The organism is Pseudoxanthomonas sp. J31, assembly GCF_000510725.1.
In the GTDB taxonomy this organism is placed as follows: domain Bacteria; phylum Pseudomonadota; class Gammaproteobacteria; order Xanthomonadales; family Xanthomonadaceae; genus Pseudoxanthomonas.
This window is the reverse complement of the sequence record NZ_AZNZ01000007.1, coordinates 162,909-187,803: the sequence shown is the minus strand read 5'-3', so window position 1 is coordinate 187,803 and position 24,895 is coordinate 162,909. Positions and strand designations below refer to the sequence as shown.

General features: G+C 72.6%; 28 protein-coding genes. 7 read left to right on the top strand and 21 right to left on the bottom strand.

Features of this window, described 5'->3' with window-relative positions; genetic code table 11:
- Positions 1–202 precede the first annotated feature (202 nt).
- The 14 genes from PSEJ31_RS0109795 to PSEJ31_RS0109730 all read right to left on the bottom strand — a co-directional run bounded on the left by PSEJ31_RS0109795 (position 203) and on the right by PSEJ31_RS0109730 (position 12,477).
- Positions 203–1,078 carry a DNA ligase gene (locus PSEJ31_RS0109795; protein ID WP_028915346.1) on the bottom strand — a complete coding sequence of 292 codons (876 nt, stop codon included), beginning with the start codon at positions 1,076–1,078 and terminating at the stop codon, positions 203–205.
- 312 nt (positions 1,079–1,390) lie between these two features.
- Positions 1,391–2,752, bottom strand: a complete 1,362-nt coding sequence (gene mgtE / locus PSEJ31_RS0109790) for a magnesium transporter (RefSeq protein ID WP_019397463.1) — start codon at positions 2,750–2,752, stop codon at positions 1,391–1,393.
- Positions 2,753–2,853: 101 nt separating this feature from the next.
- Positions 2,854–4,563 (bottom strand): phosphoenolpyruvate--protein phosphotransferase, encoded by a 1,710-nt coding sequence (gene ptsP / locus PSEJ31_RS0109785; RefSeq protein WP_019397464.1) that lies wholly within the window; start codon positions 4,561–4,563, stop codon positions 2,854–2,856.
- A gap of 59 nt (positions 4,564–4,622) precedes the next feature.
- Entirely contained in the window at positions 4,623–4,892 is a 270-nt protein-coding gene (locus PSEJ31_RS0109780) for an HPr family phosphocarrier protein (RefSeq protein WP_028915345.1), read from the bottom strand.
- Positions 4,885–5,277 carry a PTS sugar transporter subunit IIA gene (locus PSEJ31_RS0109775; protein ID WP_019397466.1) on the bottom strand — a complete coding sequence of 131 codons (393 nt, stop codon included), beginning with the start codon at positions 5,275–5,277 and terminating at the stop codon, positions 4,885–4,887. Before PSEJ31_RS0109775 ends, PSEJ31_RS0109780 begins: the two co-directional genes overlap by 8 nt.
- Before the next feature lie 78 nt (positions 5,278–5,355).
- A complete protein-coding gene (rapZ, locus tag PSEJ31_RS0109770; protein ID WP_028915344.1) occupies positions 5,356–6,231 on the bottom strand; it encodes an RNase adapter RapZ in 876 nt (291 codons plus the stop codon).
- Positions 6,228–7,181, bottom strand: a complete 954-nt coding sequence (gene hprK / locus PSEJ31_RS0109765; protein WP_019397468.1) for an HPr(Ser) kinase/phosphatase — start codon at positions 7,179–7,181, stop codon at positions 6,228–6,230. The genes rapZ and hprK overlap by 4 nt, the downstream gene beginning before the upstream one ends.
- Before the next feature lie 96 nt (positions 7,182–7,277).
- Positions 7,278–7,595, bottom strand: coding sequence for a ribosome-associated translation inhibitor RaiA (raiA, locus tag PSEJ31_RS0109760; protein ID WP_019397469.1), 318 nt, complete (start codon positions 7,593–7,595; stop codon positions 7,278–7,280).
- 58 nt (positions 7,596–7,653) lie between these two features.
- Entirely contained in the window at positions 7,654–9,066 is a 1,413-nt protein-coding gene (locus tag PSEJ31_RS0109755) for an RNA polymerase factor sigma-54 (protein ID WP_028915343.1), read from the bottom strand.
- 42 nt (positions 9,067–9,108) lie between these two features.
- Positions 9,109–9,831 carry an LPS export ABC transporter ATP-binding protein gene (gene lptB / locus PSEJ31_RS0109750; RefSeq protein ID WP_019397471.1) on the bottom strand — a complete coding sequence of 241 codons (723 nt, stop codon included), beginning with the start codon at positions 9,829–9,831 and terminating at the stop codon, positions 9,109–9,111.
- Complete coding sequence (gene lptA / locus PSEJ31_RS0109745; RefSeq protein ID WP_026010262.1) at positions 9,831–10,358, bottom strand: lipopolysaccharide transport periplasmic protein LptA; 528 nt, start codon at positions 10,356–10,358, stop codon at positions 9,831–9,833. Before lptA ends, lptB begins: the two co-directional genes overlap by 1 nt.
- A complete protein-coding gene (gene lptC / locus PSEJ31_RS0109740; protein ID WP_019397473.1) occupies positions 10,336–10,893 on the bottom strand; it encodes an LPS export ABC transporter periplasmic protein LptC in 558 nt (185 codons plus the stop codon). Before lptC ends, lptA begins: the two co-directional genes overlap by 23 nt.
- A complete protein-coding gene (locus PSEJ31_RS0109735) occupies positions 10,890–11,456 on the bottom strand; it encodes a 3-deoxy-D-manno-octulosonate 8-phosphate phosphatase (protein ID WP_026010263.1) in 567 nt (188 codons plus the stop codon). Before PSEJ31_RS0109735 ends, lptC begins: the two co-directional genes overlap by 4 nt.
- 25 nt (positions 11,457–11,481) lie before the next feature.
- Positions 11,482–12,477 (bottom strand): KpsF/GutQ family sugar-phosphate isomerase, encoded by a 996-nt coding sequence (locus PSEJ31_RS0109730; protein WP_019397475.1) that lies wholly within the window; start codon positions 12,475–12,477, stop codon positions 11,482–11,484.
- 64 nt (positions 12,478–12,541) lie between these two features.
- Between PSEJ31_RS0109730 and PSEJ31_RS0109725 the strand changes: the two genes are divergently transcribed.
- Genes PSEJ31_RS0109725 through PSEJ31_RS0109715 form a run of 3 tightly spaced genes read left to right on the top strand, consistent with a single transcriptional unit; the run spans position 12,542 to position 14,410 of the window.
- Positions 12,542–12,772, top strand: a complete 231-nt coding sequence (locus tag PSEJ31_RS0109725) for a BolA/IbaG family iron-sulfur metabolism protein (protein WP_019397476.1) — start codon at positions 12,542–12,544, stop codon at positions 12,770–12,772.
- Positions 12,773–12,823: 51 nt separating this feature from the next.
- Positions 12,824–14,107: a UDP-N-acetylglucosamine 1-carboxyvinyltransferase gene (murA, locus tag PSEJ31_RS0109720; RefSeq protein ID WP_019397477.1), complete on the top strand. Its 1,284-nt coding sequence runs from the start codon at positions 12,824–12,826 to the stop codon at positions 14,105–14,107.
- Complete coding sequence (locus PSEJ31_RS0109715; protein ID WP_019397478.1) at positions 14,108–14,410, top strand: hypothetical protein; 303 nt, start codon at positions 14,108–14,110, stop codon at positions 14,408–14,410.
- A 19-nt stretch (positions 14,411–14,429) separates the two neighbouring features.
- Here PSEJ31_RS0109715 and PSEJ31_RS0109710 read toward each other — a convergent pair whose 3' ends face one another.
- The 4 genes from PSEJ31_RS0109710 to purM are packed head-to-tail and all read right to left on the bottom strand — an operon-like array spanning position 14,430 to position 17,646.
- Positions 14,430–15,113, bottom strand: a complete 684-nt coding sequence (locus PSEJ31_RS0109710; RefSeq protein WP_037034947.1) for a DUF3108 domain-containing protein — start codon at positions 15,111–15,113, stop codon at positions 14,430–14,432.
- A gap of 1 nt (position 15,114) precedes the next feature.
- Positions 15,115–15,879 carry a DUF3108 domain-containing protein gene (locus PSEJ31_RS0109705; protein ID WP_028915341.1) on the bottom strand — a complete coding sequence of 255 codons (765 nt, stop codon included), beginning with the start codon at positions 15,877–15,879 and terminating at the stop codon, positions 15,115–15,117.
- Positions 15,880–15,926: 47 nt separating this feature from the next.
- Positions 15,927–16,610, bottom strand: coding sequence for a phosphoribosylglycinamide formyltransferase (gene purN / locus PSEJ31_RS0109700; RefSeq protein ID WP_028915340.1), 684 nt, complete (start codon positions 16,608–16,610; stop codon positions 15,927–15,929).
- A gap of 7 nt (positions 16,611–16,617) precedes the next feature.
- Positions 16,618–17,646 (bottom strand): phosphoribosylformylglycinamidine cyclo-ligase, encoded by a 1,029-nt coding sequence (gene purM, locus PSEJ31_RS0109695; RefSeq protein WP_028915339.1) that lies wholly within the window; start codon positions 17,644–17,646, stop codon positions 16,618–16,620.
- Between the two features lie 177 nt (positions 17,647–17,823).
- Here purM and PSEJ31_RS0109690 point away from each other — a divergent pair, with 177 nt between their 5' ends.
- The 3 genes from PSEJ31_RS0109690 to hda are packed head-to-tail and all read left to right on the top strand — an operon-like array spanning position 17,824 to position 20,803.
- The gene (locus PSEJ31_RS0109690; protein ID WP_232211013.1) at positions 17,824–18,906 is read left to right on the top strand and encodes a DUF2066 domain-containing protein; all 1,083 of its coding nucleotides are present in this window, start codon (positions 17,824–17,826) and stop codon (positions 18,904–18,906) included.
- Between the two features lie 8 nt (positions 18,907–18,914).
- On the top strand, positions 18,915–20,093 hold the full coding sequence (locus tag PSEJ31_RS0109685; protein ID WP_019398142.1) for an AI-2E family transporter: 1,179 nt from the start codon (positions 18,915–18,917) through the stop codon (positions 20,091–20,093).
- Entirely contained in the window at positions 20,090–20,803 is a 714-nt protein-coding gene (hda, locus tag PSEJ31_RS0109680) for a DnaA regulatory inactivator Hda (RefSeq protein WP_019398141.1), read from the top strand. Before PSEJ31_RS0109685 ends, hda begins: the two co-directional genes overlap by 4 nt.
- A gap of 47 nt (positions 20,804–20,850) precedes the next feature.
- Here hda and murU read toward each other — a convergent pair whose 3' ends face one another.
- The 3 genes from murU to PSEJ31_RS0109665 form a co-directional block, all read right to left on the bottom strand.
- Positions 20,851–21,546 (bottom strand): N-acetylmuramate alpha-1-phosphate uridylyltransferase MurU, encoded by a 696-nt coding sequence (gene murU, locus PSEJ31_RS0109675; protein ID WP_028915337.1) that lies wholly within the window; start codon positions 21,544–21,546, stop codon positions 20,851–20,853.
- Entirely contained in the window at positions 21,543–22,547 is a 1,005-nt protein-coding gene (locus PSEJ31_RS0109670; protein ID WP_019398139.1) for a phosphotransferase, read from the bottom strand. The genes murU and PSEJ31_RS0109670 overlap by 4 nt, the downstream gene beginning before the upstream one ends.
- Before the next feature lie 149 nt (positions 22,548–22,696).
- Entirely contained in the window at positions 22,697–24,178 is a 1,482-nt protein-coding gene (locus tag PSEJ31_RS0109665; protein ID WP_028915336.1) for a M20 family metallopeptidase, read from the bottom strand.
- A gap of 210 nt (positions 24,179–24,388) precedes the next feature.
- Here PSEJ31_RS0109665 and PSEJ31_RS0109660 point away from each other — a divergent pair, with 210 nt between their 5' ends.
- Positions 24,389–24,769 carry a helix-hairpin-helix domain-containing protein gene (locus tag PSEJ31_RS0109660; RefSeq protein ID WP_019398137.1) on the top strand — a complete coding sequence of 127 codons (381 nt, stop codon included), beginning with the start codon at positions 24,389–24,391 and terminating at the stop codon, positions 24,767–24,769.
- Positions 24,770–24,895: the final 126 nt, after the last annotated feature.

Sequence of the window (24,895 nt, the reverse complement as noted above, 5' to 3'; positions counted from 1 at the left end):
GAGCCCGGCAGAAGGGAGCCCGGGGGAGGGAGCGCAGGCGGCGCCAGCAGCAAGGGGGCGGCCCGAGGGCGCGGCGGGGAAGAGCCAGGAGCGCCAACGCGCCTGGCCAGGTGCCAAGGGGGGACTGCCAGGGCACGACCGGACGGCCGGGGCGCAGGGGGGCGCCGCCGCTCCGGGTGGCGCGGCCAGCGGGCAAGGACGATCAGCGCGTGGCGGCGGCTGGCCGGCCCGGCTCCGGCGGCGGCAGTTCGTGGCGGATGCGCAGGAAGCGGGGGAAGCGAGGCAGGCCGTTGCCGGTCAGGCCGCTGTAGCGGTAGGTGACCCAGCTGCCCACCGGAGGCGGGGCCTCGCGCTGGGCGTCGCTGAAGCCACTGCCGATGCGGAACTGGCGGCCGTCGGCGGTGCGCACCAGCAGCGCGCCCATGCGGCCGTGGTGGCGGCCCTTGCCGGGGAGGTGGGCGAGGACCTGGGCCTCGGCGTCTTCGTGTGGCTTGTACTTGAACAGGGTGTCGCTGCGTCCGGATCGGTACAGGCCGTCGGCCCGATGCAGGACCAGGCCTTCGCCGCCGGCGGCGACCACCCGCGCCAGTTCCGCGTCCAGCGCCGCGGCCGAATCGAACCGGCGCTGTTCAACCAGGGCCAGGGTCGGGCTGCGCGCGGCGGCCACCAGCTCGCGCATGCGCTGCAGCCGTTGCGCGAACGGCCCGGGGTGCGCGGGCAGGTCGAACAGCATGAAGCGCACGCCCTGCCAGTCCGCGGCGGTGCCGCCGACGCGGCGGACCAGGGCGCTGAGCTCGTCGAAGCGGCCGCGGCCCAGCCACAGTTCGCCATCCATGGGCTCGGCCGGCCAGCCGCGGGTGAACCCCGCGGGCGCGGGGACTGGCGCGCCACCGCGGGTCCATAGCCGGCGCCCGTCCCAGCGCGCACGCACGCCGTCCAGCTTCTCGCTGACCAGGAAGGCGTGCACCGGCTGGTCGCCGCGCCAGGTCGAGGCCAGCATCGGCGCGGGCGTGGCCGGGGCCGCCGGCAACGTGGCGGCAGGCAGCAGGCAGAGCAGGGCGAGCAGCAGCAGGCGCATGGGCAGGGCGGTGGTCCGCGGGGACCGCAGCTTCCCGCGTTGCGCGGGCGCGCGTAATCGGGCGCTGCCGGCGCCGGCTGTAGGAAAGCCTTGTGGCGTGCTGTCGGCACGCACCGCGCGGCTGGGCGGGCGGCAAACGGTCCGCGCGGCGTGCCGTGGGGTGGCGCAGGCGGTGTTGGCCGGGCGGGAACGCGGCTGCGGCCGGGGCGCGCTGCCGCAGGCGGCACGAAGCGGGGAAGGAATGCAGAGCCGGGCCCGACCGGTACCCGGGCAACCGTGGCTTCGTGGCTGGCGCCGGCCTGGCCGGGGCGTTCAGTGCAGCAGGATCGCCGTGGCCAGGCCGAGGAAGCAGAAGAAGCCCATCACGTCGGTGACCGCGGTGACCACCACGGTGCCGGCTACCGCCGGGTCGATGTTCATCCGCCGCAGCAGCAGCGGCAGCAGCACGCCGGCACTGGCGGCGGCGCAGAAGTTGATCACCAGGGCCAGGGCGATCACCAGCGACAGCACCGGGTCGCCGAACCACAGCAGCGCGATCAGGCCGACGATGCCGCCGATCAGCACGCCGTTGATCAGGGCGACGCGGATCTCCTTCCACATCAGGATGCCGGCGTTGCTCGAGCCCACCTGGCCCAGGGCCAGGCCGCGCACCATCAGGGTCAGCACCTGCACCGCGGCGTTGCCGCCGATGCCGGCCACGATCGGCATCAGCACCGCCAGTGCCACCACCTTCTCCAGGGTGGCCTCGAACTGGCCGATCACGCCGGCGGCCATGAAGGCGGTGAACAGGTTGATGCCCAGCCACACCACGCGGCCGCGCACGGCGCGCTTGACCGGCGAGAACAGGTCCTCGTCCTCGTCCAGGCCGGCGGCGCCCAGCGCCTGGTGCTCGGCCTGCTCGCGGATGATGTCGACCACGTCGTCGATGGTGATGCGGCCGAGCAGGATGTTGTTCTCGTCCACCACCGGGGCCGAAACCCAGTCGTGGTCGGAGAAGCGGCGCGCCACTTCCTGGGCGCTCTCGCCCACGTCGATCGCCGGCTGCTCGTCGTCGATCAGGCGGTTGATCGGGGTGGAGTCCTCGTGGGTCACCAGCGCGGCCAGCGAAACCCGGCCCAGGTACTGGTGGCGGCGGCTGACCACGTACAGGTGGTCGGTGTGGTCGGGCAGCTCGCCGCGCAGGCGCAGGTAGCGCAGGACCACGTCGACGTTGACGTCGGCGCGCACGGTGACCACATCCGGGTTCATCAGGCGGCCGGCGGTGTCCTCCGGGTAGGACAGCACCTGCTCCAGCCGTTCCCGGTTCTCGCGGTCCATCGACTTGAGGACCTCGTCGATCACCGTGTCCGGCAGGTCCTCGACCAGGTCGGCCAGGTCGTCGATGTCCAGGTCCTCGACCGCCGCGACCAGCTCGTCCGGGTCCATGTCGGCGATCAGGCTCTCGCGCACCTCGTCGCCGACGTGCAGCAGCACCTCGCCGTCGTCCTCGGCGTCGACCAGGCCCCACACCACCTCGCGCTTGCCCGGCGGCAGCGATTCCAGCAGGTTGCCGATCTCGGCGGGGGAGAGGGTGTTGACCAGCCGCCGCACCGGGCCGAGCCGGCCGCTGTCCAGCGCGTCGGACAGCAGGCGCAGCTGGCGCGCGGTCTTGTCGTGGCGGACGGCTTCGGCCATGCGCGGCTCCGGGTTGGGGGCGATGCCGCAACGGGAGGCGCGCGGCAGGTCAGGCGTTCATGGCAGGCATTATCCCCCGCGCCCGTCGCGTTTGGATAGGGTCAGGCCGATTCCAGCCAGCGCTCGATGCCGCGCCGGTCGCGCGCCTGCAGCAGGCGCGGGGCGCGTTCCTGCAGCCGTGCCAGGTCGCATTCGCGGATGGTGCGGCGCAGTTCCAGCAGGCCGGCCGGATGCAGGCTGAACTCGCGCAGGCCCAGGGCCAGCAGCAGCGGTGCCAGGCGCGGGTCGCCGGCCATCTCGCCGCACACGGCCACCGGCATGCGGTGCTCGGCGCCGGCGCGCAGCACGTGCGCAAGCAGGCGCAGCACGCCCGGGTGCAGCGGCGAGTACAGGTCGCCGAGGGCGTCGTTGTTGCGGTCCACCGCCAGCAGGTACTGCACCAGGTCGTTGGTGCCCACCGAGAGGAAGTCGACCGCGTCGGCCAGGCCGTGCACGCCGATCGCCGCGGCCGGCACCTCGATCATCGCCCCCAGCGGCGGCACCTCCGCGGCGATGCCGCGGCGGCGCACCGCGGCCACCGCGCGGCGCAGGCGGCGGCGCACGATCAGCATTTCCTCGCGGCAGGAGACCATCGGCACCAGCACCCGCACCGGGCCGTAGGCCGAGGCGCGGACGATGGCGCGCAGCTGGGTGTCGAACACCGCGTCGTACAGCAGCGACAGGCGCACGCCGCGCACGCCCAGCGCCGGGTTGGCCTCGTTGGCCAGGGCCAGGCCGGCGCGGTCGGCCTTGTCCGCGCCCAGGTCCAGCGTGCGGAAGGTGACCGGGCGCCCCCCCATGGCCAGGACCGCGTCGCGGTAGGCCAGGTACTGCTCTTCCTCGCCCGGCGACTCGCGGTCCTGCAGGAACAGGAACTCGGTGCGGTACAGGCCCACGCCGGCCGCGCCGAGCGCGTGGGCGCGGGCCACGTCCTCGCGCGACTCGGCATTGGCGTACAGGGCGATGTCGACCCCGTCGCGGGTGCGGGTGGGCTTGCTGCGCAGCCGCTCCAGGTCGCGCCGCTCGCGCTGTTCGCGCTGCTGCAGCTCGCGGTAGCGGCGCAGGTCGGCGGCGTCCGGGTCCAGCACCAGCTGGCCGCTCTCGCCGTCGACCATCAGCACGTCGCCATCGTTGATCCGCGACAGCGCCTCGGCCGCGCCGACCACCAGCGGCATGTGCAGGCTGCGGGCGAGGATGGCGGTGTGCGACAGCGGGCTGCCGCCGGCGGAGACGATCGCCACCACGCCCTGGGCCTGCAGCTGGGCCAGCTCGGACGGGGCCACGTTCTCGCACACCAGGACCTCGCCGGCGGTGCCGCGCGGCAGCGGGTCGTGCTTGTGCAGGTGGGCGTTGACCCGGCCGATGATGTGGTCCAGGTCGTCCAGGCGGGCCCGCAGGTAGGGGTCGTCCATGGACTGGAACACCGCGGCCAGGCGGTCGCGCTGCACGCGCAGGGCGTAGCCGGCCGAATAGCGTTCCTGCTGGATCAGGGCCTCCAGCGCCTGCACCAGCTCCGGGTCGTCCAGCAGCAGCGCGTGCAGGTCGATGAATTCGATGGCTTCCTTCGACAGCGCGCCCTGCAGCTTCTCGCGCAGGGTGCGCATCTCGGCACGGGTGGCCTCCAAGGCCCCGTGCAGGCGCGCGGCCTCCTCCTTGACCCGCGAGGCCGGCAGCCGCTGCTCGGTCACCTCCAGCGCGTGCGGGAGGCGGACCCGGGCCCGGCCCAGGGCCAGGCCGCGGGAAGCGCCATGCCCGGCGAAGGCCAGCCTCATCCGGGCGTCCCCCTGGACGGGCGCGGCGACGCGTGCTGGCGGCCCGGCCCGCGCATGGCTCAGGCGTCCTCGTCGAACCGGTTCTCGAACAGATCGACCACGGCCTGCATCGCCTCGGCCTCGTCGACCCCGTCGGTGCGCACGGTGACCGGGGTGCCCTGGCCGGCGGCCAGCAGCATCACCCCCATGATGCTCTTGGCGTTGACCTCGCGTCCCTTCGCCTGCAGGGTCACGGCGCAGCGGAAGGGTGCCAGCGCCTGGACCAGCTTGGCGGTGGCCCGGGCATGCAGGCCCAGGCGGTTGGACACGGTGAGTTCACGTTCAAGCATCGTCGATGATCGCTCCATTGCGCGCGCCCGCCGCCGCGGTGGCGGGCAGTTCGTCCAGTCCCTGTTCCGGATAGTTCATGACCCGCAGCAGCATTGGCAGGCTCAGCGCCGAGACCCGACGGACCGGCGTGCCGAGCCTTGCCACCTGGGCGGCGAGGTTGCTGGGGCTGGCGCCGTACAGGTCGGTCAGGACCAGCACGCCGTCGCCCCCGTCGACCCGCCGCAGCGCCGCGGAGGCGGCCGGCAGGAGCTGGTCGGGGTCGGCGTCGAACGGGACCTCGAAGGCTTCCGCCTTCAACGGCAGCTTGCGCAGCAGGGCCGTGGCCACGGCCAGGAGGGCGCTACCGACGCCGGGATGGGTGATCAGGAGGATGCCACATGCCATGGCGGGAAGTTAACAGAGCACCCCGACCGCCGTCGCGCCTTTCCGCGCGGCGGTGCCGCCGGCGGCAGCGGCGGGGGCTCAGTCCTGCTCGCGGTGGTAGGTGGCGACCTCGTTCCAGCCCTGTTCGCGGGCGTGGGCGGCCAGGCGCTCGGCCAGGTACACCGAGCGGTGCTTGCCGCCGGTGCAGCCGAAGGCCACGGTCACGTAGGCGCGGGTGTCGTTGCGCAGGCGCGGCAGCCAGGTGTCCAGGAACTCCGCCACCTGGCGGGCGTAGGCGTCCACCTCCGGCTGGGCATCCAGGTAGTCGCGCACGCGCTGGTCGCGGCCGGTCAGCGGGCGCAGCGCCGGCTCCCAGTGCGGGTTGGGCAGGACCCGGGCATCGAACACGAAGTCCGCCTCCTCCGGCACCCCGCGCTTGTAGGCGAAGGACTCGAACAGCAGGGACAGGCCCGGGCTGTGCTCCAGGGCGAAGCCGGTGATGACCTGGCGCCGCAGCTGGTGCACGTTGAGGTGGCTGGTGTCGATCACCGCGTCGGCCTCGCGCCGCAGCGGGGCGATGATCTGGCGCTCGCGCGCGATCGCCTCCGGCAGCGACAGGCCCAGGCGGCTGAGCGGGTGGCGGCGGCGGGTGTCGGCGTAGCGCCGCAGCAGGATGTGGTCCTCGGCCTCGAAGAACAGCAGGCGCGCGTCCACGCCCAGCGACCCGGCCGCGGCGCGCCACTCGGCCAGGCGGCCGAGGTCGTCCTTGCGGCTGCGCACGTCGATGCCCACGGCCATGCGCTCGGGCAGGCCGTCCTCGCGCACCAGCGAGCCGACGAAGGCCGGCAGCAGCTCCAGCGGCAGGTTGTCGACGCAGTAGTAGTCCAGGTCCTCGAAGGTCTTCAGCGCCACCGACTTGCCCGAGCCGGACAGGCCGCTGACGATCACCAGGGTGGGGCGGGTGGTGGTGGTCATGAGCCGCGGCGCTCCAGCAGGTTGCTGTGCCGGGCGATGAACATCGCCGCCGGGTCGATGCCCTTGGTGCGCAGGATGTGCAGGCGGGTCGCCGCCTCGGTGAGCACGGCCAGGTTGCGGCCGGGCATCACCGGCAGGGTGATCAGCGGCACGTCCAGGTCCAGCACGTGGCGGGTGCCGGAGTCGCCGGTCAGGCGCTCGTAGCCGTGCGGCGAGGGCTCGGTCATCGGCCGGGTCAGGTGCACGATCAGGCGCAGGTACTTGTTCTTCTTGACCGCGGTGTCGCCGAACATCTCGCGCACGTTGAGCACGCCCAGGCCGCGCACCTCCAGCAGGTCCTGCAACAGCTCCGGGCAGGTGCCGTCGAGCACGTCCGGGGCGATCTGGGTGAATTCGGGGGCGTCGTCGGCGACCAGGCGGTGGCCGCGGCTGAGCAGTTCCAGCGCCAGCTCGCTCTTGCCCGAGCCGGCCTCGCCGGTGATCAGCACGCCGATGGAATAGATCTCCATGAACACCCCGTGCAGGGTCACGCGCGGGGCGAGGGTACGGGCCAGGTGGTAGGAGAGGTGGTTGAGCAGCTCGTGGCCGCGCCGCGGCGAGACCCACAGCGGGGTATCGGTCTCCTCGGCGGCCGCGCGCAGGTCCTCGGGGCAGGACTGGTTCTTGCTGATCACCAGCGCCAGCGGCCGGGCCTGGATGATCTTCTCGATGGTTTCCCAGCGCTGGCGCGAGTCCAGCGAGTCGAGCCAGGCCAGTTCCTCGCTGCCGAGGATCTGCACCTTGTTGGGGTAGATGGCATTGAGGTAGCCGGCCAGCGAGGGGCGGCGGGAATTGGTGTCGCCGGAGTCGATCTCGCGGGACCCGCCCTTCTGGCCGGCCAGCCAGCGCAGCGACAACTTGTCCTGCTGCTGCTCGAACAGTTCGCGTGCGGTGATGCTGGCATTCCTCATGCGGCCCGGGTCCTTCTGGCAGGGGTCGCGTGATTGTCGCCCAAACGGGCTCGCGCGTCCCGGCCGGGCGGGTGCCGGCCGGGCGGCGGGGGCGGGTCAGCCGACGTCCGGGAGGACGCGGGGCGCCTGGTAGTCCTGGTTCTTTTCCTTGTGCTTGAGGATCTGGCGGTCCAGCTTGTCCGCCAGCAGGTCGATGGCCGCGTACATGGTCTGGGCCTCGGCCTCGGCGTGCAGGGTACGGCCCGGGACGGAGAGGTCCGCGGCCGCGCGGTGGGAGGGCTTGCGCAGGCCGAGCTGCACGCGGGCGGCGATCGGCTGGTCGAAATGCCGGTCGAGCCGACGCAGCTTCTCCTCCACGTAATCGCGCAGGGCCGGGGTGATCTCCAGCTGCTGGCCGTACGTTTCGATGCGCATCGTGAACCTCCTTTGTGGTTGCCGCTGTGGGCGGCCCCGCACGATGCCGGTCACGCGCCTAGCCGATGCGGACCCGCTCGTGCGACGCCGGAATGTTCATGAGCTCACGATACTTCGCCACCGTGCGCCGCGCCACCGGCACGCCCGACTGCTTGAGCAGGTCGGCCAGCTTGGCGTCGGAAAGCGGCTTGCGCGGGTTCTCGTCGTCGATCAGGCGGCGGATCATGGCCTGGATCGCGGTGCTGGAGGCCTCGCCGCCGCCGTCGGTGTCGATGCCGGAGGCGAAGAACGCCTTCAGCGGCAGGGTGCCGCGCGGGGTGCGCACGTACTTGCGGGCGATGGCGCGGGAGACGGTGGATTCGTGCAGGCCGAGCTCGGCGGCGACCTCGCGCAGGGTCAGCGGACGCAGCGCCTGTTCGCCGAACTCCAGGAACCCGGCCTGCTGGCGCAGCAGGCAGCGCACGACCTTCAGCAGGGTCTCGCCGCGCGCCTCCAGGCTCTTGAGCAGCCAGCGCGCTTCCTGCAGCTGGCCGCGCAGGTAGCCGGCGTCGCTGTCGCCGCAGCGCCGGATCAGCTGTTCGTAGCCGCGGTGGATGGCGACCTTCGGCTGCGCCTGCCGCGACAGCGCCGCCTTCCACACCCCGCGCTGGCGCCAGATGATGCAGTCGGGCACGACGTAGCTGTCGTGTTCCAGTTCGGCCATGCGCTTGCCCGGACGCGGGTCCAGCGAGCGCACCAGCTGCACCGCCTGCTCCACGTCGCACGGCGGCGCGCGCAGTTCCTGGGCCAGGCCCTCGGTGCCGATCTTCGGCAGCCGCTCCAGCGGCGCGGCGACGATGCGCAGGGCCAGGGCGCGGCCGGGGGTGCATTCGGGCAGGACTTCCAGCTGCAGGCGCAGGCACTCGCCAAGGTCGCGCGCGCCCACTCCGGGCGGATCGAAGCGCTGCAGCTGGTGCAGCACGGTGAGGATCTCCTCCTCGCTGGCGCGGGTTTCCGGCAGCAGCGCCTCGGCGATGGACGCCAGCGGTTCGCGCAGGTAGCCGTCCTCGTCCAGGGCGTCGATCAGCATGGCGCCGATGCGGCGGTCGCGCGCCGACAGCGGCGACAGGTGCAGCTGCCACAGCAGGTGGTCGGCCAGGGTCTCGGTCCCGGCCATGCGCTCGGCCGCGTCGTCGCCGTCCTCGTCGTAGCCGCTGCCGGATGCCTGCCAGGCGGGCTCGTCCGGCGCCCAGTCCTCGCCCTCGGGCGGGACATCGTCCGAGGGCGCGGCAGCCGCGCCGTCGCCGTCGCCCGCGGCGACCGGCTCCTGGTAGGCCTCGTCGGCCCACTCCAGCAGGGGATTGGTCTCGATCGCCTCGGCGACCTCGGCCTGCAGCTCCACCGTGGACATCTGCAACAGGCGGATGGCCTGGCGCAGCTGCGGCGTCATGACCAGGCTCTGTCCCAGCGATGTCTGCAGCCGTGCCTTCATGTCCCTGCCAGAAAGGAAGCCTGGGGCTGCCGGGCCAGGGGGTCAGAGGCGGAAGGTGTCCCCGAGGTAGACCCGGCGCACGTCCGGGTTGGCCAGCAGTGCGTCCGGGGCCCCCTGCGCCAGAACGCGTCCCTCGGCGAGGATATACGCACGGTCGCAGATTCCCAAGGTCTCGCGCACGTTGTGGTCGGTGATCAGCACGCCGATGCCGCGGTTCTTGAGGTGGGTGACGATGCGCTGGATCTCGCCGACCGAGATCGGGTCGACGCCGGCGAACGGCTCGTCCAGCAGCATCAGCCGCGGCCTGGCGGCCAGGGCGCGGGCGATCTCGCAGCGCCGGCGCTCGCCGCCGGACAGGCTGGCGCCGAGCTGGTCGGCGACGTGGCCGATCTGCAGCTCGTCCAGCAGCGAGGACAGCTCGGCTTCCAGCGCGTCGCCGTCCTTGAGGTCCTCGCGCAGCTCCAGCACCAGGCGGATGTTGTCGGCCACGGTGAGCTTGCGGAACACCGAGGGTTCCTGCGGCAGGTAGCCCACGCCCAGGCGGGCGCGGGTGTACATCGGCTCGGCGGTGATGTCGCGGCCATCGAGCACGATGCGCCCGGCGTCGGCGGCGACCAGGCCGACGATCATGTAGAAGCAGGTGGTCTTGCCGGCGCCGTTGGGGCCGAGCAGGCCCACCACCTCGCCGGCGTCGAGCGAGAGGCCGAACTCGCGCACCACCTCGCGCTGCTTGTACTTCTTGCGCAGGCCTTCGGCGACGAGCATCAGTTGCCTTCCTTGTTCTGCTGGGCGCGCGGCTGGATCACGGTGCGCACGCGGGTGCCGTCGCCGCCGCTCTGCATCTGGCCGCTGGCCATGTTGTAGACCATGCGCTGGCCGCTGTTGCTGCCGCGCGGGGATTCGACCGTGTAGTTGCCGGTGAGCGTCAGCAGCTCCTTCTTCGGCTCGTAGACGATGCGGTCGGCGCGGGCGTTCATGGTCGCGCCGTCGTCCATCTCCTGGCGCATCGTGGCCTGCTTGCCGGTCAGCACCACCTGCTCGATCTCGCCGCCGCGCTGCACGATCTCGGCGCGCGCGGCGGTGATGTGCAGGGTGCCCTGCACGATCTCGACGTTGCCGGTGAAGACGCAGCGCGAGTCTGCGCTGGCCTGGCTGCAGTCGGAGTTGTCCGAGTCCAGCGTCATCGGCTGGTTGCGGTCCGAGCTCTTGCCCAGGGCGGTGGAGGACAGCGTGGCCAGCGCCAGCACGGCGAGGGCGGCGGTCCGGGACTTAAGGGCGCGCGGAAGGTTCATAGCGAGTCCTGACCTGGGAAAGGAGGCGGTACTGGCGGGTCTTGAGGTTGGCTTCCATGCCGTTGCCGGTCTGCAGCAGGCCGGGGCGGGTGACGCGCACCGGGCGGTCGGTGCGCGCCAGGTCCTGCGCCGGGAGGAATTCCAGCACGTCGGTGCGGAAGCTGCTCGGGGCGGGGCTGGCCGGGTCGCTGTCGCCGGCGACGTTGCCCTCCAGGCGCAGCAGCTCGCCGTCGGCGCTGATCCAGCCACGCTCGGCCGACAGCCGCCACGGCCCGGGCTCGGCGGGGGCCAGGAACAGCGGCTGCTCCAGGTCCATGCTCTCGTCCTCGCGGCGCTGCAGCTCCGGCGACTGCACCCGCACCGACTCCAGCCCGTCCTTGCCGAGGATCACCAGTTCGAAGTCGCGCAGCACGTAGTCCGAGCGCTCGCCGCTGGCGGCCGCCGGCGCCTCGCGCCCGCGCATCTGCCAGGCCGACCAGCCGGTGGCCGCGGCGGCCGCCAGCAGCACCAGGCCCAGGAGCAGGCGCCAGTTCATGCCCGGCGTCCGTCGCGCGAGCCGTGCCCGGCGAGGATCGCCGGCACGTGGCCGTGCGCCGCCAGCAGCACGTCGCAGACCTCGCGCACCGCGCCTTCCCCGGCGCGGCCGCGGGTGCGCCAGTGGACCCGTTCGGCGATCCACGGATGGGCGTTGGCCGGCGCCACGGAGAGGCCGGCCACGCACAGGCAGTCCAGGTCCGGCAGGTCGTCGCCGACGAAGCAGGCCTGTTCGCGCGCCAGGCCGTGGCGGGCCAGCAGTTCGTCCATGCAGGCGAGCTTGTCGGCCACGCCGATGTGGGTTTCCAGGCCGAGGTCGGCGCCGCGCTTCTGCGCCACCAGGCTGGGGCGGGCGGTGATCAGCGCGACGTGGAAACCGAAGCGGCGCAGCTGCACCAGGCCCTGGCCGTCGAGCACGCTGAAGGACTTCATCTCGTTGCCGGCGGCGTCGAAGTACAGGCGGCCGTCGGTGAGGGTGCCGTCCACGTCCAGACACACCAGCCGGACCTGGCGCGCGCGCTCGGCGATTTCCGGGGGGACGAGGGACAGCGGGTCGTAGGCCACGATCGGTTCCGGGGACATGGGGCGGTTAAACCACGCGTGCTCGCAACAGGTCGTGAACATTGAGCGCGCCCACCGGGCGCTGCTCGGCGTCGACCACGATCAGGCCGTTGATGCGGTGGCGCTCCATCAGGTGCGCGGCCTCGGTGGCCATCTGCCCGGCGTCGATCGTGCGCGGGTTGCGGGTCATGACCTCGGCGATCCGCGCCTGGCGGACGTCGATGCCGCGGTCCAGGGCGCGGCGCAGGTCGCCGTCGGTGAAGATCCCGGCCAGGCGTCCGTCGGCGGCGGCGATCGCGGTCATGCCCAGGCGCTTGCGGCTCATCTCCACCAGCGCCTCGGCCACGCTGGCGTCCTCGCCGACGCAGGGCAGTTCCTCGCCGCCGTGCATCACGTCGGTGACGTGCAGCAGCAGGCGCCGGCCGAGGCTGCCGGCCGGGTGCGAACGGGCGAAGTCGTCGGCGGTGAAGCCGCGCGCCTCCAGCAGCGCCACCGCCAGGGCGTCGCCCATGGCCAGCGAGGCGGTGGTGGAGGACGTCGGGGCCAGGTGCAGCGGGCAGGCCTCGGCCGGCACGCCCACGTCCAGGTGGATGTCGGCCTCGCGCGCCAGGGTGGACTGCGGGCGACCGGTCATCGCGATCACCTTGTTGCCCTGGCGGCGCAGGGCCGGCAGCAGCATCAGCACCTCGTCCGACTCGCCGGAATAGGACAGCGCCAGCACGATGTCCGCGTCGGTGATCATGCCCAGATCGCCATGCCCGGCCTCGCCGGGGTGGACGAAGAACGCCGGGGTGCCGGTGGAGGCGAGGGTGGCGGCGATCTTGCGCGCCACGTGCCCGGACTTGCCCATGCCGGTGCAGACCAGGCGCCCGCGCGAGGCCAGGATCAGCCGGCAGGCGCGGGCGAAGTCCTCGCCGACCCGCTGCCCGACCGCTTCCAGGGCCTGGGCTTCGACCTGGAACACGCGCCTGCCGGCGGCGGCCAGCTGCGCGGGTTCGGCGGATGACTCGGCGGCTGCGCTCATGTATCGGCCCGGGAGCGGCCCGGATTCGCTAGACTAGGGTGCTTCATTCTAGGCCAACAGCTTCATGGACGCCGACACCATCGCCCGCCTGATCGAGCAAGGCCTGCCCGGTGCCAAAGCCCACGTGCAGGGCGACGATGGCGTGCACTTCGAGGCGACCGTGGTCTGCGAGGCCTTCCGCGGCAAACTGCCGCTGGCCCGCCACCGGATGGTCTACGCGACCCTGGGCGACCTGATGGGCGGGGCGATCCACGCCCTGTCGCTCCGGACCGTGACCCCCGACGAGGCCGCCTGAGGCGCGCCGCATGGCGCCGTTTCCCACCGTTTCCCCCGTACCCGGGTTCCCATGCAGAAGATCGTAGTCAGCGGCGGCGCGCCGCTCCGCGGCGAAGTCGCCATCTCCGGCGCCAAGAACGCCGTCCTGCCCATCCTGTGCGCGACCCTGCTGGCCGACGCTCCGGTGGCGATTGCCAACGTCCCCCACCTGCACGACGTGATGACCACGCTCAAGCTGCTGGGCGAGCTGGGCGCGAGCGTGGACTACAAGCAGGGCGAGCTGGCGCGCAGCTTGGTGGTCGACCCGCGCACGGTGCGCAACCACGTGGCCCCCTACGACCTGGTCAAGACCATGCGCGCCTCGATCCTGGTGCTGGGCCCGCTGCTGGCGCGCCATGGCGCGGCCGAGGTGGCGCTGCCGGGCGGTTGCGCGATCGGCTCGCGCCCGGTGGACCAGCACATCCGCGGGCTGCAGGCACTGGGCGCGGAAATCAGCGTCGAGAACGGCTACATCAAGGCCCGCGCCGGGCGCCTGAAGGGCGCGCGCTTCGTGTTCGAGATGGTCACCGTCACCGGCACCGAGAACGTGATGGCCGCCGCCACCCTGGCCGAGGGCACCACGGTGCTGGAGAACGCGGCGATGGAGCCGGAGGTGGTCGACCTGGCCGATTGCCTCAACGCGCTCGGCGCGCGGATCGAGGGCGCGGGCACCGCGCGGATCACCATCCACGGCGTGGAGCGCCTGGGCGGCGGCCGCCACGTGGTGCTGCCCGACCGGATCGAGACCGGCACCTTCCTGGTGGCCGCAGCCATGACCGGCGGCCGGGTGACCGCGCGCAACGCGCGGCCGGATACCCTGGAAGCGGTGCTGGACAAGCTCCGCGAGGCCGGCGCCACGGTCGCCACCACCGCGGACAGCATCACCGTGGACATGGAGGGCCGGCGCCCGCGCGCGGTCAGCCTGACCACCGCGCCGTACCCGGCGTTCCCGACCGACATGCAGGCGCAATTCATGGCGCTCAACTGCGTGGCCGAGGGCGTGGGCGTGATCAGCGAGACGATCTTCGAGAACCGCTTCATGCACGTCAACGAACTGCTGCGGCTGGGCGCGGACATCCAGATCGACGGGCATACCGCGGTGGTGCGCGGCGTGCCGCGCCTCAGCGGCGCTCCGGTGATGGCCACCGACCTGCGCGCCTCGGCCTGCCTGGTGCTGGCCGGCCTGGTGGCGCAGGGCGAAACCACCATCGACCGCATCTACCACCTGGACCGCGGCTACGAGAACATCGAGGCCAAGCTCGGCGCGCTGGGCGCCAGCATCCGCCGCATCGACGCGCGGCAAGGGGAGGGCTGAATGCTGCTGCGAGGACGCATGACCACCCGCCGCAAGGTCCTGCTGGGCCTGCTGGCGGCGATGCTGGTGCTGATCGGCGTGGCCGGCTGGCTGGGCATGGCCGCCACCCGCGGGGTCGAGACCTCCGACATGGACTGGAACGGCGATGGCGTGGTCGACCGCGGCGAGATCCTGCAGTCGTTCTACGCGGTGACCGCCGAACGCAGCAGCGAGGGTAACCGCGAATGCACCACCTTCCGCTGGTTCCGCAGCGGCGAGGTGATCCGGGTGCAGTGCCAGACGGTGTTCAAGGCCGAGGAGTGAACCGGCCAGGGCGCCGCGCTCAGCGCAGCGCCTTGAGGGTCAGGTCGATGGTGTCCTGGCCGTTCTCGCGCTGCAGGATGCGCGCCGGCACCGGCATTTCCGCCACGATCCAGGCGATCGTCTCGCGCTTGTCGTCGCGGCGCACCACCTTGGTGGCCTGGCGCGGCTTGCCGGCGACGGTGATCTGCTCCTTGCCGGCCACCTCGTAGCGCAGCGGCTTGGCCCGGCCCTCGTCGACCAGGCGGTAGGACAGCGGCTTGCCCGCGGCCAGATCGCGGGCCACGGCCAGGTTGATCAGCAGCGCGTCCATGTCGCCGGGCTGCAGCTTCACCGGGCCGCGGCGCTCGGGCTTGACGTCGCCGCTCCAGGTGGCCTGGCCGGCCTTCCAGTCGTAGTTGGCCTGCACCGACTTGCGCTTGATCAGCGCCACCGAGCTGTCGCTGCTGCTCAGCGGACGCAGGGTGCCCTGGTGCTCGTCGAACACGGTGACCTGGCTCAGGTCGGCGACCTGGTTGCGGATGCGCAGGCTGTACTTCCAGCGGTCGCCGGACTCGCGCACCAGGGTCATGGTGCCATCGGCGCGCATGCCCATGTAGCTGGCGGTGTAGTCGGCGGTGAACGGCTCCATCGCCAGCGCCGGCACGGCGGCGGCGAGCAGGCCCAGCAGCAGCGGGAGGCGGATCAGGGGGCGGGTCCGGTTCATCTCAGGCTCCTCGGTACTCGATCAGGCGCAGGTCGACCTCGTCCTCGCCGTCCTCGCGTTGCAGGATGCGGATCGGGGTGGGCACGCCGTCGGCGACCCAGACCAGGGTCTGGTCGCCGTCGCGGTCGCGGCGTTCGACCCGCAAGGCCTCGTAGCTCATGTCGCCCACGGCCAGCGTCTCCGGCGTCTGCCCGACATGATAGACGTGCCCGCGCACGCGGCCGCCGTCGACGAAGCGGTATTCCAGCACCGCGCCGGGGCGGGCGTCGCGCATCAGCGCCAGGTTGATCAGCAGGGCGCTCATGTCCCCCGGCTGCAGCGGCACCGGGCGCCGGCGCTCGCGGCTGATGTCGCCGCTCCAGCGCGCCTGCATCGCGCCCCAGTCGTAGCTGCCGCTGACCTGCTTGCCGAACAGCACCGCGCGCCGCTCGGTGTTCTGGCCCAGGGGGCGGTAGTGGCCGTCGTGCTCGTCGAACAGTGTGCTCTGGTGGATGTTCAGCCGCGCCAGGCTGGCCACGCCGCGCTCGGCGCGCAGGTCCAGCTCGATCGTCCAGTGCCGCGGGTCCTGGCGCACCAGGCGCATGGTGGCGCTGCCGGCGGGGCGGCCGCGGTACCAAGCCTCGTAGGTGGCCTGGAACGGTTCCAGCACGCGTGGCGCCGGCGGCAGCGCGGGCAGGCCGGGCGGCGCCGCTTCCTGCGCACGGGCGGGTTGCGCCTGGAGGGCGCTGGCGGTCAGCAGCAGGAGGGAGGCGAGGATGGGGCGCATGCGGCTCGGGCAGGGGGACGACGGGGAAGCATGCCCGCGCGCCGGTGTCAGGCGCGTGATTCCGGCTTCAGGGTGCCCGCGGAATCTAGTTGCAGCGGTTTAAACAGGCACTGACCGTCGACCCAGACCCGTGCATCGCGTTCAGCCAGGCGTCCGGCCACCGCCAGCCCGAGCACCGCGGTGACCAGCCGGTGTTCGTGCGGCAGCAGGCGCGCGGCCAGGGTGTCGGGTGTGTCGCCGGGCATCACCAGGATGCGCACCTGGGCCACCACCGCGCCGGCGTCCAGTTCCGGGACCACGAAGTGCACGCTGGCGCCGTGTTCGGCGTCGCCGGCCTCCAGCGCCCGCGCATGGGTGTGCAGGCCCTTGTACAGCGGCAGCAGCGAGGGGTGGACGTTGAGCAGGCGGCCTTCGAAGCGGCGCACGAAGGCATCGCCGAGGATGCGCATGTAGCCGGCGCAGAAGATCCAGTCCGGGCGGCAGGCGGCCACCGCCTCGGCCAGGTCGGCGTCGAACGCGGCGCGGTCGGGATAGGCGCGGGCCTTGCGGCTCCAGCGCAGCTCCGGCGCGACCTTGGCCAGCGCCGGCGCCTCCGGGCGGTCGGAGAACACCCCGACCACCTCGGCGTCGAGGCGGCCTTCGTCGATCGCGTCCAGCACCGCCTGCAGGTTGCTGCCGCGGCCGGAGACCAGTACCGCCAGCCGCGGCTGGCGCCCGCCGGTAGGGGCCATGGGTGCCTCAGGCGATGCGCACGCGCCCGTCGCCGCCGGCGCGCGCGACCACCCGGCCGATGGCGCGGTGCGCCAGGCCCTGGGCGTCGAGCGCGGCGCCGATCGCGGCCAGCGCGTCCTGCGGCACCACCAGCACGAAGCCGATGCCGCAGTTGAAGGTGCGCCACATTTCCTCGTCGGCCACCGCGCCTTCGCGCTGCAGCCAGGCGAACACCGGCGGCAGGACGATGGCCTGCGCCTCGATGTCCAGGCCCAGGCCCTCGGGGATGACGCGAATGATGTTCTCGGTCAGGCCGCCGCCGGTGATGTGGGCCATGGCGTGGATCGCCTCGCCGTGTTCGCGCAGCAGGGCCAGCACCGGCTTCACGTACAGCCGGGTCGGGGCCATCAGCGCGTCGACCAGCTTGCTGCCGTCCTCCAGGACCAGCTCGGCCGGGCGGCCGGCGCGGTCGTAGATGCGGCGGATCAGCGAATAGCCGTTGGAGTGCGGGCCGGAGGAGGCGATGCCCAGCAGCACGTCGCCCTCGCGCACGCGGGAGCCGTCCAGCAGCTGCGACTTCTCCACCGCGCCCACGGCGAAGCCGGCCAGGTCGTACTCGCCCGGCGGGTACATGTCCGGCATCTCGGCGGTCTCGCCGCCGATCAGGGCGCAGCCGGACTCCTCGCAGCCGCGGGCGATGCCGCCGACCACCGCGACCGTGGTGTCCACGTCGAGCTTGCCGGTGGCGAAGTAGTCCAGGAAGAACAGCGGCTCGGCGCCCTGGACCAGGATGTCGTTGACGCACATCGCGACCAGGTCGATGCCGATGGTGTCGTGGCGGCCCAGCTGCTGGGCCAGCTTGAGCTTGGTGCCGACGCCGTCGGTGCCGGAGACCAGCACCGGCTCGCGGTACTTGCCGGACAGGTCGAACAGGGCGCCGAACCCGCCCAGGCCGCCCATCACCTCTGGGCGGAAGCTGCGCCGCACCAGCGGTTTGATCCGCTCCACGACCTCGTTGCCGGCGTCGATGTCCACGCCCGCGTCGCGGTAGGTCAGGGGAGTGGGCGTAGGAGTCTGGCTCACGTCAGGGCCTGCGGCAGCTGCGGGGAAGGGCCGCGATTCTAGCAGCCGCGCCGCGGCCGGGGACGCCCGGCGTCCCGCCTTCGCGCTGCGTCGATTGGCGCGGGCATGCGGTTCGGGCAACAATTCCCCGGTATTCCCCGTCCATCGAGGATCCCCATGCCCGTCCGCCGCGGCCTGACCCTGTTCCTGGCGCTGCTGCTGTGCCTGCCCTTCGCGCCGGCAGCGGCCCAGGACGGGCTGCGTACCGAAGGCGAGGTGGCGGCCGCGCAGGGCCTGTACGCGGCCGAGGTGCAGGTCGGCAGCCAGGCCGATTCGGCGCGCGCGGCCGGTTTCGCCCGTGCCCTGGCCCAGGTGCTGTCCAAGCTCTCCGGCGACCCTGCGGTGGCCAACCGCCCCGGCGTGGCGCAGGAGCTGCGCAACGCCGACGCCTACGTGGAGAGCTACGACTACCGCCAGGACCAGAGCACCTCGCCCGGCGGCGCGCCCACCTTCCGCACCATGCTGGTGGTGCGCTTCCACCCGGAACTGGTCGACGGCCTGGTCTCGGCGCTGGGCCTGCCGGTGTGGGCGCAGCCGCGGCCCAAGCCGGTGGTGTGGCTGGCGATCGACGACGGCAGCGGCCCGCGCCTGCTGGGCACCGGCCAGGTCAATGCCGCGCGTCCGCTGCTGGAGCGCGCGGTCGAGCGTGGCTACCGCCTCGGCCTGCCGTCCGGCGGCGCCGCCGAGCAGGCGGTGGTCGGCGCGATCTGGCGCGGCGACACCGCCGCCGTGGCCCGCGCCTCGGCCCGCTACAGCCCGCCGATGCAGCTGATCGGCAAGATGCACCGCAGCGGTAACGGCTGGGCCACCGACTGGACCTTCGTCGACGCCGGGCGGGTGCTGGCCACCCGCACGGTCAACGAATCCGACCCGCGGCGCGCGCTGTCCAGCGGCGCCGACGTGGCCGCCGACGCGCTGATCCAGCGCTACGCCAAGGTCCCGGTGTCCGAGCCGGCCGGCACCTACCGGGTCGTGGTCACCGGGCTGCACGGGGCCGAGGACTACCTGCAGGTCTCGGCCTTGCTGCAGCGGCTGCCGGTGGTGCGCCGGATCGCGCCGGTGCGCGCCAGCGGCGACCGCGTGGAGTTCGACCTCGACCTGCTCACCGGCCTGTCCGGGTTCGACCGCATGCTCGGCCAGAACGCGCCGGTGGAGCCGGTGGAGGGCGTGCCCGGGGAGTACCGCATCCGATGAGCCGGCCGATGGACGGGCAAGCGGAGATCGCGCGCTTCCTGCAGCAGCTCAAGTGGATCGTGCTGGGGCTGGTCGGCCTGTGGGTCGTCTGGCTGCTGGCGCCGATCCTGACCCCGTTCGTGTTCGGCGCGCTGCTGGGGTGGATGGGCGACCCGCTGGTCGACCGCCTCGAGCGCGCCGGGCGCTCGCGCAACGTGGCCGTGGCCCTGGTGTTCGGGCTGATGACCCTGCTGCTGGTGCTGGCCCTGCTGATCCTGGTGCCGATGCTCGAACGCCAGGTGCGCACCCTGGTGGAGTCGCTGCCGGCCTACCGCGACTGGTTCGTGCAGACCGCGGTGCCGTGGCTGGAGGCGCGCACCGGGCTGGAACTGATGGTGTGGCTGGATCCGGAGCGGCTGGTCCAATGGGTGCGCGAGCACTGGCAGCAGGCCGGTGGCTTCGCCACCGCGGTGTTCGGCTACATCTCCCGCTCCGGCTTCGCGATGGTGGCCTGGGTGGTGAACCTGGTGCTGCTGCCGATCCTGACCTACTACTTCCTGCGCGACTGGGACCTGCTGGTGGAGCGGGTCGCGGCCCTGGTCCCGCGCGACCACCTGGATACGGTCACCCGCCTGGCGCGCGAGTCCAACGACGTGCTCGCCGCGTTCCTGCGCGGGCAGTTCGTGGTGATGCTGGCGCTGGGGGCGATCTACGCGATCGGCCTGCAGCTGTCCGGGCTCAAGCTGGGCTTGCTGATTGGCATGGTCGCCGGCCTGATCAGCTTCATTCCTTACCTGGGCGCGACCACCGGCATCGTCCTGGCGGTGGTGGCGGCGCTGGTCCAGGCCCAGGGCCTGGATACCCGGCTGTTGGTGCTGGTGGGCGTGGTGTTCACCGTCGGCCAGCTGCTGGAGAGCTATGTGCTGACCCCGCGCATCGTCGGCGACAAGATCGGCCTGCATCCGGTGGCGGTGATCTTCGCGGTGATGGCCGGCGGCCAGCTGTTCGGGTTCCTCGGCATGCTGATCGCGCTGCCGGCGGCGGCGGTGATCAACGTGCTGCTGCGCTTCGCCGCCGAGCGCTACCGCCAGAGCGGGCTGTACATGGGCGGCCAGGGCTCGCCCTCGATCGTGCTCGGTCCCTTCCCGGAACGCGCGCCGGAACCGCCGCAACAGCCGCCCGCGCGCGGCCAGGGCCCGGAGGCGTGAGCGTTCCCCCCGGCAAGGCCGGCACCCCGCAACTGCCGCTGGCGCTGCGTTACCCGCCCGAGCAGCGCCTGGAGAGCTACATCGGCGCCCCGGCCGGCGCGCTGGAACAGCTGCGCGACCTGGCGCGGCTGCCCGGCGCGGACTGGATCTACCTGGAGGGCGCCAGCGGCGCCGGCAAGACCCACCTGGGCCTGGGCGTGTGCGCCGAGGCCGAGGGTGCCGGCCGGCGCGCGGCCTACCTGCCGCTGCGCGCCGCGCGCGGCCGCCTGCGCGAGGCGCTGGAGGCGCAGGAGGCCGACGTGGTCGCGCTGGACGGGCTGGAGGCCATCGCCGGCGACCGCGAGGACGAGGTCGCGCTGTTCGATTTCCACAACCGCATGCGCGCCGCCGGTACTTCCGTGCTGTACCTGGCCACCGCCGCGCCGCAGGCGCTGCCGCTGGTGCTGCCGGACCTGCGCTCGCGCCTGGGCCAGTGCACCCGCATCGCCCTGCATACGCTGGACGACGAGGGCCGCCGCGCGGTGCTGCGCGACCGCGCCCGCCGACGCGGGCTGGTGCTGGAGGAAGCGGCGATCGATTGGCTGCTGACCCGCACCGGGCGCGACATGGGCCACTTGCTGGGCCTGCTGGAGCGCATCGACCGGGCCTCGCTGGCGGCGCAGCGGCGGGTGACGGTGCCGTTCCTGCGCGGCCTGCTCGACGCCGGCTGAGCCGGCGCCGTCCCCGTATCCGGGTGTCCGGGGTCCTGCGGCCGCGCTCAGTCCGCGCGCAGGGCCTGGTCCAGTGCTGCCAGCCGCTCCGGAGTGCCGACATCGGTCCAGCGGCCGAGGTGGTGCTCGCCGCTGGCGCGCCCGGCGGCCATGGCCCGGCGCAGCAGCGGCGCCAGCCTGAAGCGCGGCGGGTTGCCGGGATCGCCGTCCACGGTCGCGCGCCAGCCGGCCAGCAGCGAAGGGCGGTAGACGCCGATGCCGGAGAAGGTCAGCCTGGCGCCGCCATCGGCATGCACGCGGCCGTCGTCGTCCAGCACGAAGTCGCCGCCGGGGTGGTGCCGGGGGTTGTCGACCAGCACCAGGTGGGCGTCGCCGCGCGGCTGGCGCGGCAGCCGGGCGAAGTCGTAGTCGGTCCAGATGTCGCCGTTGACCGCGATGAACGGGCCGTCGCCAAGCAGCGGCAGGGCATGCAGCATGCCGCCGCCGGTTTCCAGCGGTTCCGGGCCCTCGTAGCTGTAATGCAGGCGCAGGCCCCAGCGGCTGCCGTCGCCGAGCATCCCGGGGAACCGCTCGGCCAGCCAGGAGGTGTTGACCACCACCTCGTCCACGCCCAGCGCGGCCAGCTTCTCCAGGTGCCAGGCCAGCAGCGGCTTGCCGCCGGCCTCCAGCAGCGGCTTGGGCGTGTGCAGGGTCAGCGGGCGCATGCGTTCGCCCAGGCCCGCCGCGAAGACCAGCGCCTTCATGCGGCCACCTCTGCCATCGCCGGGCGGATGCGGGCATCGAGCAGGCGCTGCAGTGGCTGCAGCTGCGGGTGCCGCGGCAGCACCTCGTCCAGGTAGGCGATGAAGCGCGGCGCGTCGACCAGGTACCTGGTCTTGCCGTCGCGGTGGTGCAGGCGGGCGAAGATGCCGAGGATCTTCAGGTGCCGCTGCACGCCCAGCCAGTCGGCGTCGCGCAGGAACACCGGCAGCGGCGGCACCGGCAGCCCGGCCGCGGCGGCGCGCCCGTGGTAGCGCGCCAGCCAGCCATCGACCCGTTCCAGCGGCCAGGACAGGAAGGCGTCCTTGAACAGGCTCACCGGGTCGTAGGCGATCGGGCCGACCACGCAGTCCTGGAAATCCAGCACCGCCGGGCCGGGCTCGACCGGCATGAGGTTGCGCGGCATGAAGTCGCGGTGCACGACAACCCGCGCCTGGGCCAGGGCGTTGTCCATCAACCGGCGCTGCACCAGCTGCAGCTCCTCGGCCTCGCCGCAATCCAGCTCGATGCCCAGGTGGGTGCGCAGGAACCAGTCCTCGAACAGGCCCGCGTCGCGCTGCAGCAGGGCCTCGCCGAACACGCCCATCGCCGGCGGCGGGGCGATCGCCTGCAGCTTCAGCAGCTGGCCGACGGCGGCGTCGAACCAGGCATCGGCGTTGCCGTCGTCGATGACCTGGGCCAGGGTCGGGCCGCCCAGGTCCTCCAGCAGCAGGAAGCCCTGCTCGACGTCGCGCGCCAGCACCTGCGGCACGCGCACGCCGCCGGCTTCCAGCAGGTCGCGCATGGCCAGCCATGGACGCACGTCCTCCAGCCCCGGCGGCGAGTCCATCACGATCCGCGAAGCACCGGCGCCGTGGCTGCGCCAGTAGCTGCGGAAGCCGGCGTCGGTGGAGGCACGCTCGAGGGTGGCGGCCGGATCGCCGAGGGCGGCGCGCGCCCAGGCCAGGCGCTGCAGCTCGCGTTGGGAAGCGGTTTGCGGGTTCATGCGTGGGTGTCGGCGGGGATCGGCACAGGGTAATCGCCGCGCGCGTCCGCGGCGAGGCGCCGGCGCCGCAAACGCGAAGCGCCGGGGATTGCCCGGCGCTTCGCGTCATGCAGCTTGCCTTCGGATCAGCAGCAGCCGTGGCCGCCGTGCTACTCGCCGCCGGCCACCGCGCCGACGCCGGTGGTCTGGCCGCGCAGGCTGGCGCGGTAGTGCTCGGCGATCACGTGCGACACGCACTGGGTCACGCGCTTGCCCATGGGGATGTGCAGGAACTCGTTCGGGCCGTGGGCGTTGGAGTGCGGGCCCAGCACGCCAGTGATCATGAACTGCGCGCCGGGGAACTTCTCGCCGAGCATGCCCATGAACGGGATCGAGCCGCCTTCGCCCATGTACATGGCCGGCTTGCCGAACGCGGCCTGCGAGGCCGATTCGATCGCCTCGGTCAGCCACGGCGACTGCGCCGGGGCGTTCCAGCCGGTGGAGGCCTTCTCCAGCTCCAGCTCGACGTGGGCGCCGTTCGGCGGATCCTTCAGCAGCACCTCCTTGAGCAGCTCGCCGGCCTTCTTGCCGTCCAGGGTCGGCGGCAGGCGCAGCGACAGTTTCACCGCGGTGTACGGGCGCAGCACGTTGCCGGCCGAGGCCAGCGGCGGCATGCCGTCCACGCCGGTGACCGACAGCGCCGGGCGCCAGGTGCGGTTGAGCACCAGCTCCGCCGGGTCGTCGGACATGGCGCTCATGCCCTTGAGGAAGGGGAACTTGCTGAAGACCTCGTCGCGCAGGGTCTCGGCGACCTTGCGCGCCTGCTCCACGCGCTCGGCCGGGACCTCCACGTGCAGGCCCTCGAGGATGATGCGGCCGGTGTCCTCGTCCTCGATCCGCGACAGCAGCTGGCGCAGCAGGCGGAAGCTGGAGGGCACCACGCCGGAGGCGTCGCCGGAGTGCACGCCTTCGCTGAGCACCTTGACCGTCAGGTTGCCGCCGGCCAGGCCGCGCAGCGAGGTGGTGCACCACAGCTGCTCGTAGTTGCCGCAGCCCGAATCCAGGCACACCACCAGCGAGGGCTTGCCGATGCGCGCGGCCAGGTGGTCGACGTAGGCCGGCAGGTCGTAGCTGCCGGACTCCTCGCAGGCCTCGATCAGCAGCACGCAGCGCGCGTGCGGGATGTTCTGCTCGCGCAGGGCCAGGATCGCCGCCAGCGAGCCGAAGATCGCGTAGCCGTCGTCGGCGCCGCCGCGGCCGTAGAGCTTGTCGCCGCGCAGCACCGGCTTCCACGGACCCAGGTCCGGATCCCAGCCGGTCATCTCCGGCTGCTTGTCCAGGTGGCCGTACAGCAGCACGGTGTCGTCGCCCGACTCGGGGCCGGTGGCCGGCACTTCCACGTAGATCAGCGGGGTGCGGCCTTCCAGCTCGACCACTTCCACCTGCAGGCCGGGGATCGGCTGGGCGCGCGCCCAGGACTCCATCAGCTTCACCGCCGCGTCCATGTGGCCGTTGGCCTTCCAGTCCTTGTCGAACATCGGCGACTTGTTGGGGATGCGGATGTACTCGACCAGCTGCGGGACGATGTCGTCGTCCCACTTGGCGCCGATGAAACGCGCTGCGGCGGCGGGGTCGAGGCGTGCGATGTCCATGGAAACTCCGGGAAAAATTGGATGGCGCCATTCTACGCCCCGGCGTGGGGCGGGGATTTCCTACAGATGAATGCAGCATTCCCGGTCAACGCAATGCGCTGCGCGGCGATGGCGGCCGCCCACGGCCCGGTCCAGACTGCGGCTACCGGGAACCGGCCGGCAGGACGCCAGCCCCCGGGTGCCATCCAACCGCTACAAGGGAGTGTCGCCATGAAGTTCCTTTCCCATCCGCGTCCGCTGCTGCTGACGCTGCTGCTGATGGTGGCCGCGGTGTTCACCGCCTCGGCCGCCGACAAGGTCGACATCAACACCGCCTCGGCCGCGCAGCTGGAGGCCGTGCTGGTCGGCATCGGCCCGTCCAAGGCCGAGGCCATCGTCGCCCATCGCAAGGCCAATGGTCCGTTCAAGAGCGTGGACGAGCTGGCCCTGGTCAAGGGCATTGGCCTGAAGACGATCGAGCGCAACCGCGACCTGATCACCGTCGGCGCGCCGGCGAAGGCGGCCACCGCTCCGGCCAGGCCCGCCGCGGCCCCGGCTGCAGGCAAGGCACCGGAGCAGGCGCCGGCGAACCCGGCGGTGGCGCGACGCTGAGCACGCCTGCGCCGTGGCGCGGCGCAGGTGTCCGATGTCCGGGCGTCGCAGGGAGGCGCCGTCCGGAAACTGCACGCCAGGCAAGGCGTCAGTGCAGTTGGCCGTCCGCGCCGCACAGGGAGGTGC

Bases quoted from the DNA above. Each gene is read 5' to 3' on its own strand.
- PSEJ31_RS0109725 (WP_019397476.1), top strand. From the start codon at position 12,542: ATGGACGCCGACACCATCGCCCGCCTGATCGAGCAAGGCCTGCCCGGT.
- PSEJ31_RS0109705 (WP_028915341.1), bottom strand. From the start codon at position 15,879: ATGCGCCCCATCCTCGCCTCCCTCCTGCTGCTGACCGCCAGCGCCCTC.
- PSEJ31_RS0109710 (WP_037034947.1), bottom strand. From the start codon at position 15,113: ATGAACCGGACCCGCCCCCTGATCCGCCTCCCGCTGCTGCTGGGCCTG.
- PSEJ31_RS0109795 (WP_028915346.1), bottom strand. From the start codon at position 1,078: ATGCGCCTGCTGCTGCTCGCCCTGCTCTGCCTGCTGCCTGCCGCCACG.
- murA (WP_019397477.1), top strand. From the start codon at position 12,824: ATGCAGAAGATCGTAGTCAGCGGCGGCGCGCCGCTCCGCGGCGAAGTC.
- PSEJ31_RS0109660 (WP_019398137.1), top strand. From the start codon at position 24,389: ATGAAGTTCCTTTCCCATCCGCGTCCGCTGCTGCTGACGCTGCTGCTG.
- raiA (WP_019397469.1), bottom strand. From the start codon at position 7,595: ATGCGCATCGAAACGTACGGCCAGCAGCTGGAGATCACCCCGGCCCTG.
- PSEJ31_RS0109715 (WP_019397478.1), top strand. From the start codon at position 14,108: ATGCTGCTGCGAGGACGCATGACCACCCGCCGCAAGGTCCTGCTGGGC.
- PSEJ31_RS0109780 (WP_028915345.1), bottom strand. From the start codon at position 4,892: ATGCTTGAACGTGAACTCACCGTGTCCAACCGCCTGGGCCTGCATGCC.
- purN (WP_028915340.1), bottom strand. From the start codon at position 16,610: ATGGCCCCTACCGGCGGGCGCCAGCCGCGGCTGGCGGTACTGGTCTCC.
- lptA (WP_026010262.1), bottom strand. From the start codon at position 10,358: ATGAACCTTCCGCGCGCCCTTAAGTCCCGGACCGCCGCCCTCGCCGTG.
- PSEJ31_RS0109775 (WP_019397466.1), bottom strand. From the start codon at position 5,277: ATGGCATGTGGCATCCTCCTGATCACCCATCCCGGCGTCGGTAGCGCC.
- lptB (WP_019397471.1), bottom strand. From the start codon at position 9,831: ATGCTCGTCGCCGAAGGCCTGCGCAAGAAGTACAAGCAGCGCGAGGTG.
- ptsP (WP_019397464.1), bottom strand. From the start codon at position 4,563: ATGAGGCTGGCCTTCGCCGGGCATGGCGCTTCCCGCGGCCTGGCCCTG.
- lptC (WP_019397473.1), bottom strand. From the start codon at position 10,893: ATGAACTGGCGCCTGCTCCTGGGCCTGGTGCTGCTGGCGGCCGCCGCG.
- hprK (WP_019397468.1), bottom strand. From the start codon at position 7,181: ATGAGGAATGCCAGCATCACCGCACGCGAACTGTTCGAGCAGCAGCAG.
- murU (WP_028915337.1), bottom strand. From the start codon at position 21,546: ATGAAGGCGCTGGTCTTCGCGGCGGGCCTGGGCGAACGCATGCGCCCG.
- PSEJ31_RS0109670 (WP_019398139.1), bottom strand. From the start codon at position 22,547: ATGAACCCGCAAACCGCTTCCCAACGCGAGCTGCAGCGCCTGGCCTGG.
- mgtE (WP_019397463.1), bottom strand. From the start codon at position 2,752: ATGGCCGAAGCCGTCCGCCACGACAAGACCGCGCGCCAGCTGCGCCTG.
- PSEJ31_RS0109665 (WP_028915336.1), bottom strand. From the start codon at position 24,178: ATGGACATCGCACGCCTCGACCCCGCCGCCGCAGCGCGTTTCATCGGC.
- PSEJ31_RS0109685 (WP_019398142.1), top strand. From the start codon at position 18,915: ATGGACGGGCAAGCGGAGATCGCGCGCTTCCTGCAGCAGCTCAAGTGG.
- PSEJ31_RS0109755 (WP_028915343.1), bottom strand. From the start codon at position 9,066: ATGAAGGCACGGCTGCAGACATCGCTGGGACAGAGCCTGGTCATGACG.
- rapZ (WP_028915344.1), bottom strand. From the start codon at position 6,231: ATGACCACCACCACCCGCCCCACCCTGGTGATCGTCAGCGGCCTGTCC.
- PSEJ31_RS0109730 (WP_019397475.1), bottom strand. From the start codon at position 12,477: ATGAGCGCAGCCGCCGAGTCATCCGCCGAACCCGCGCAGCTGGCCGCC.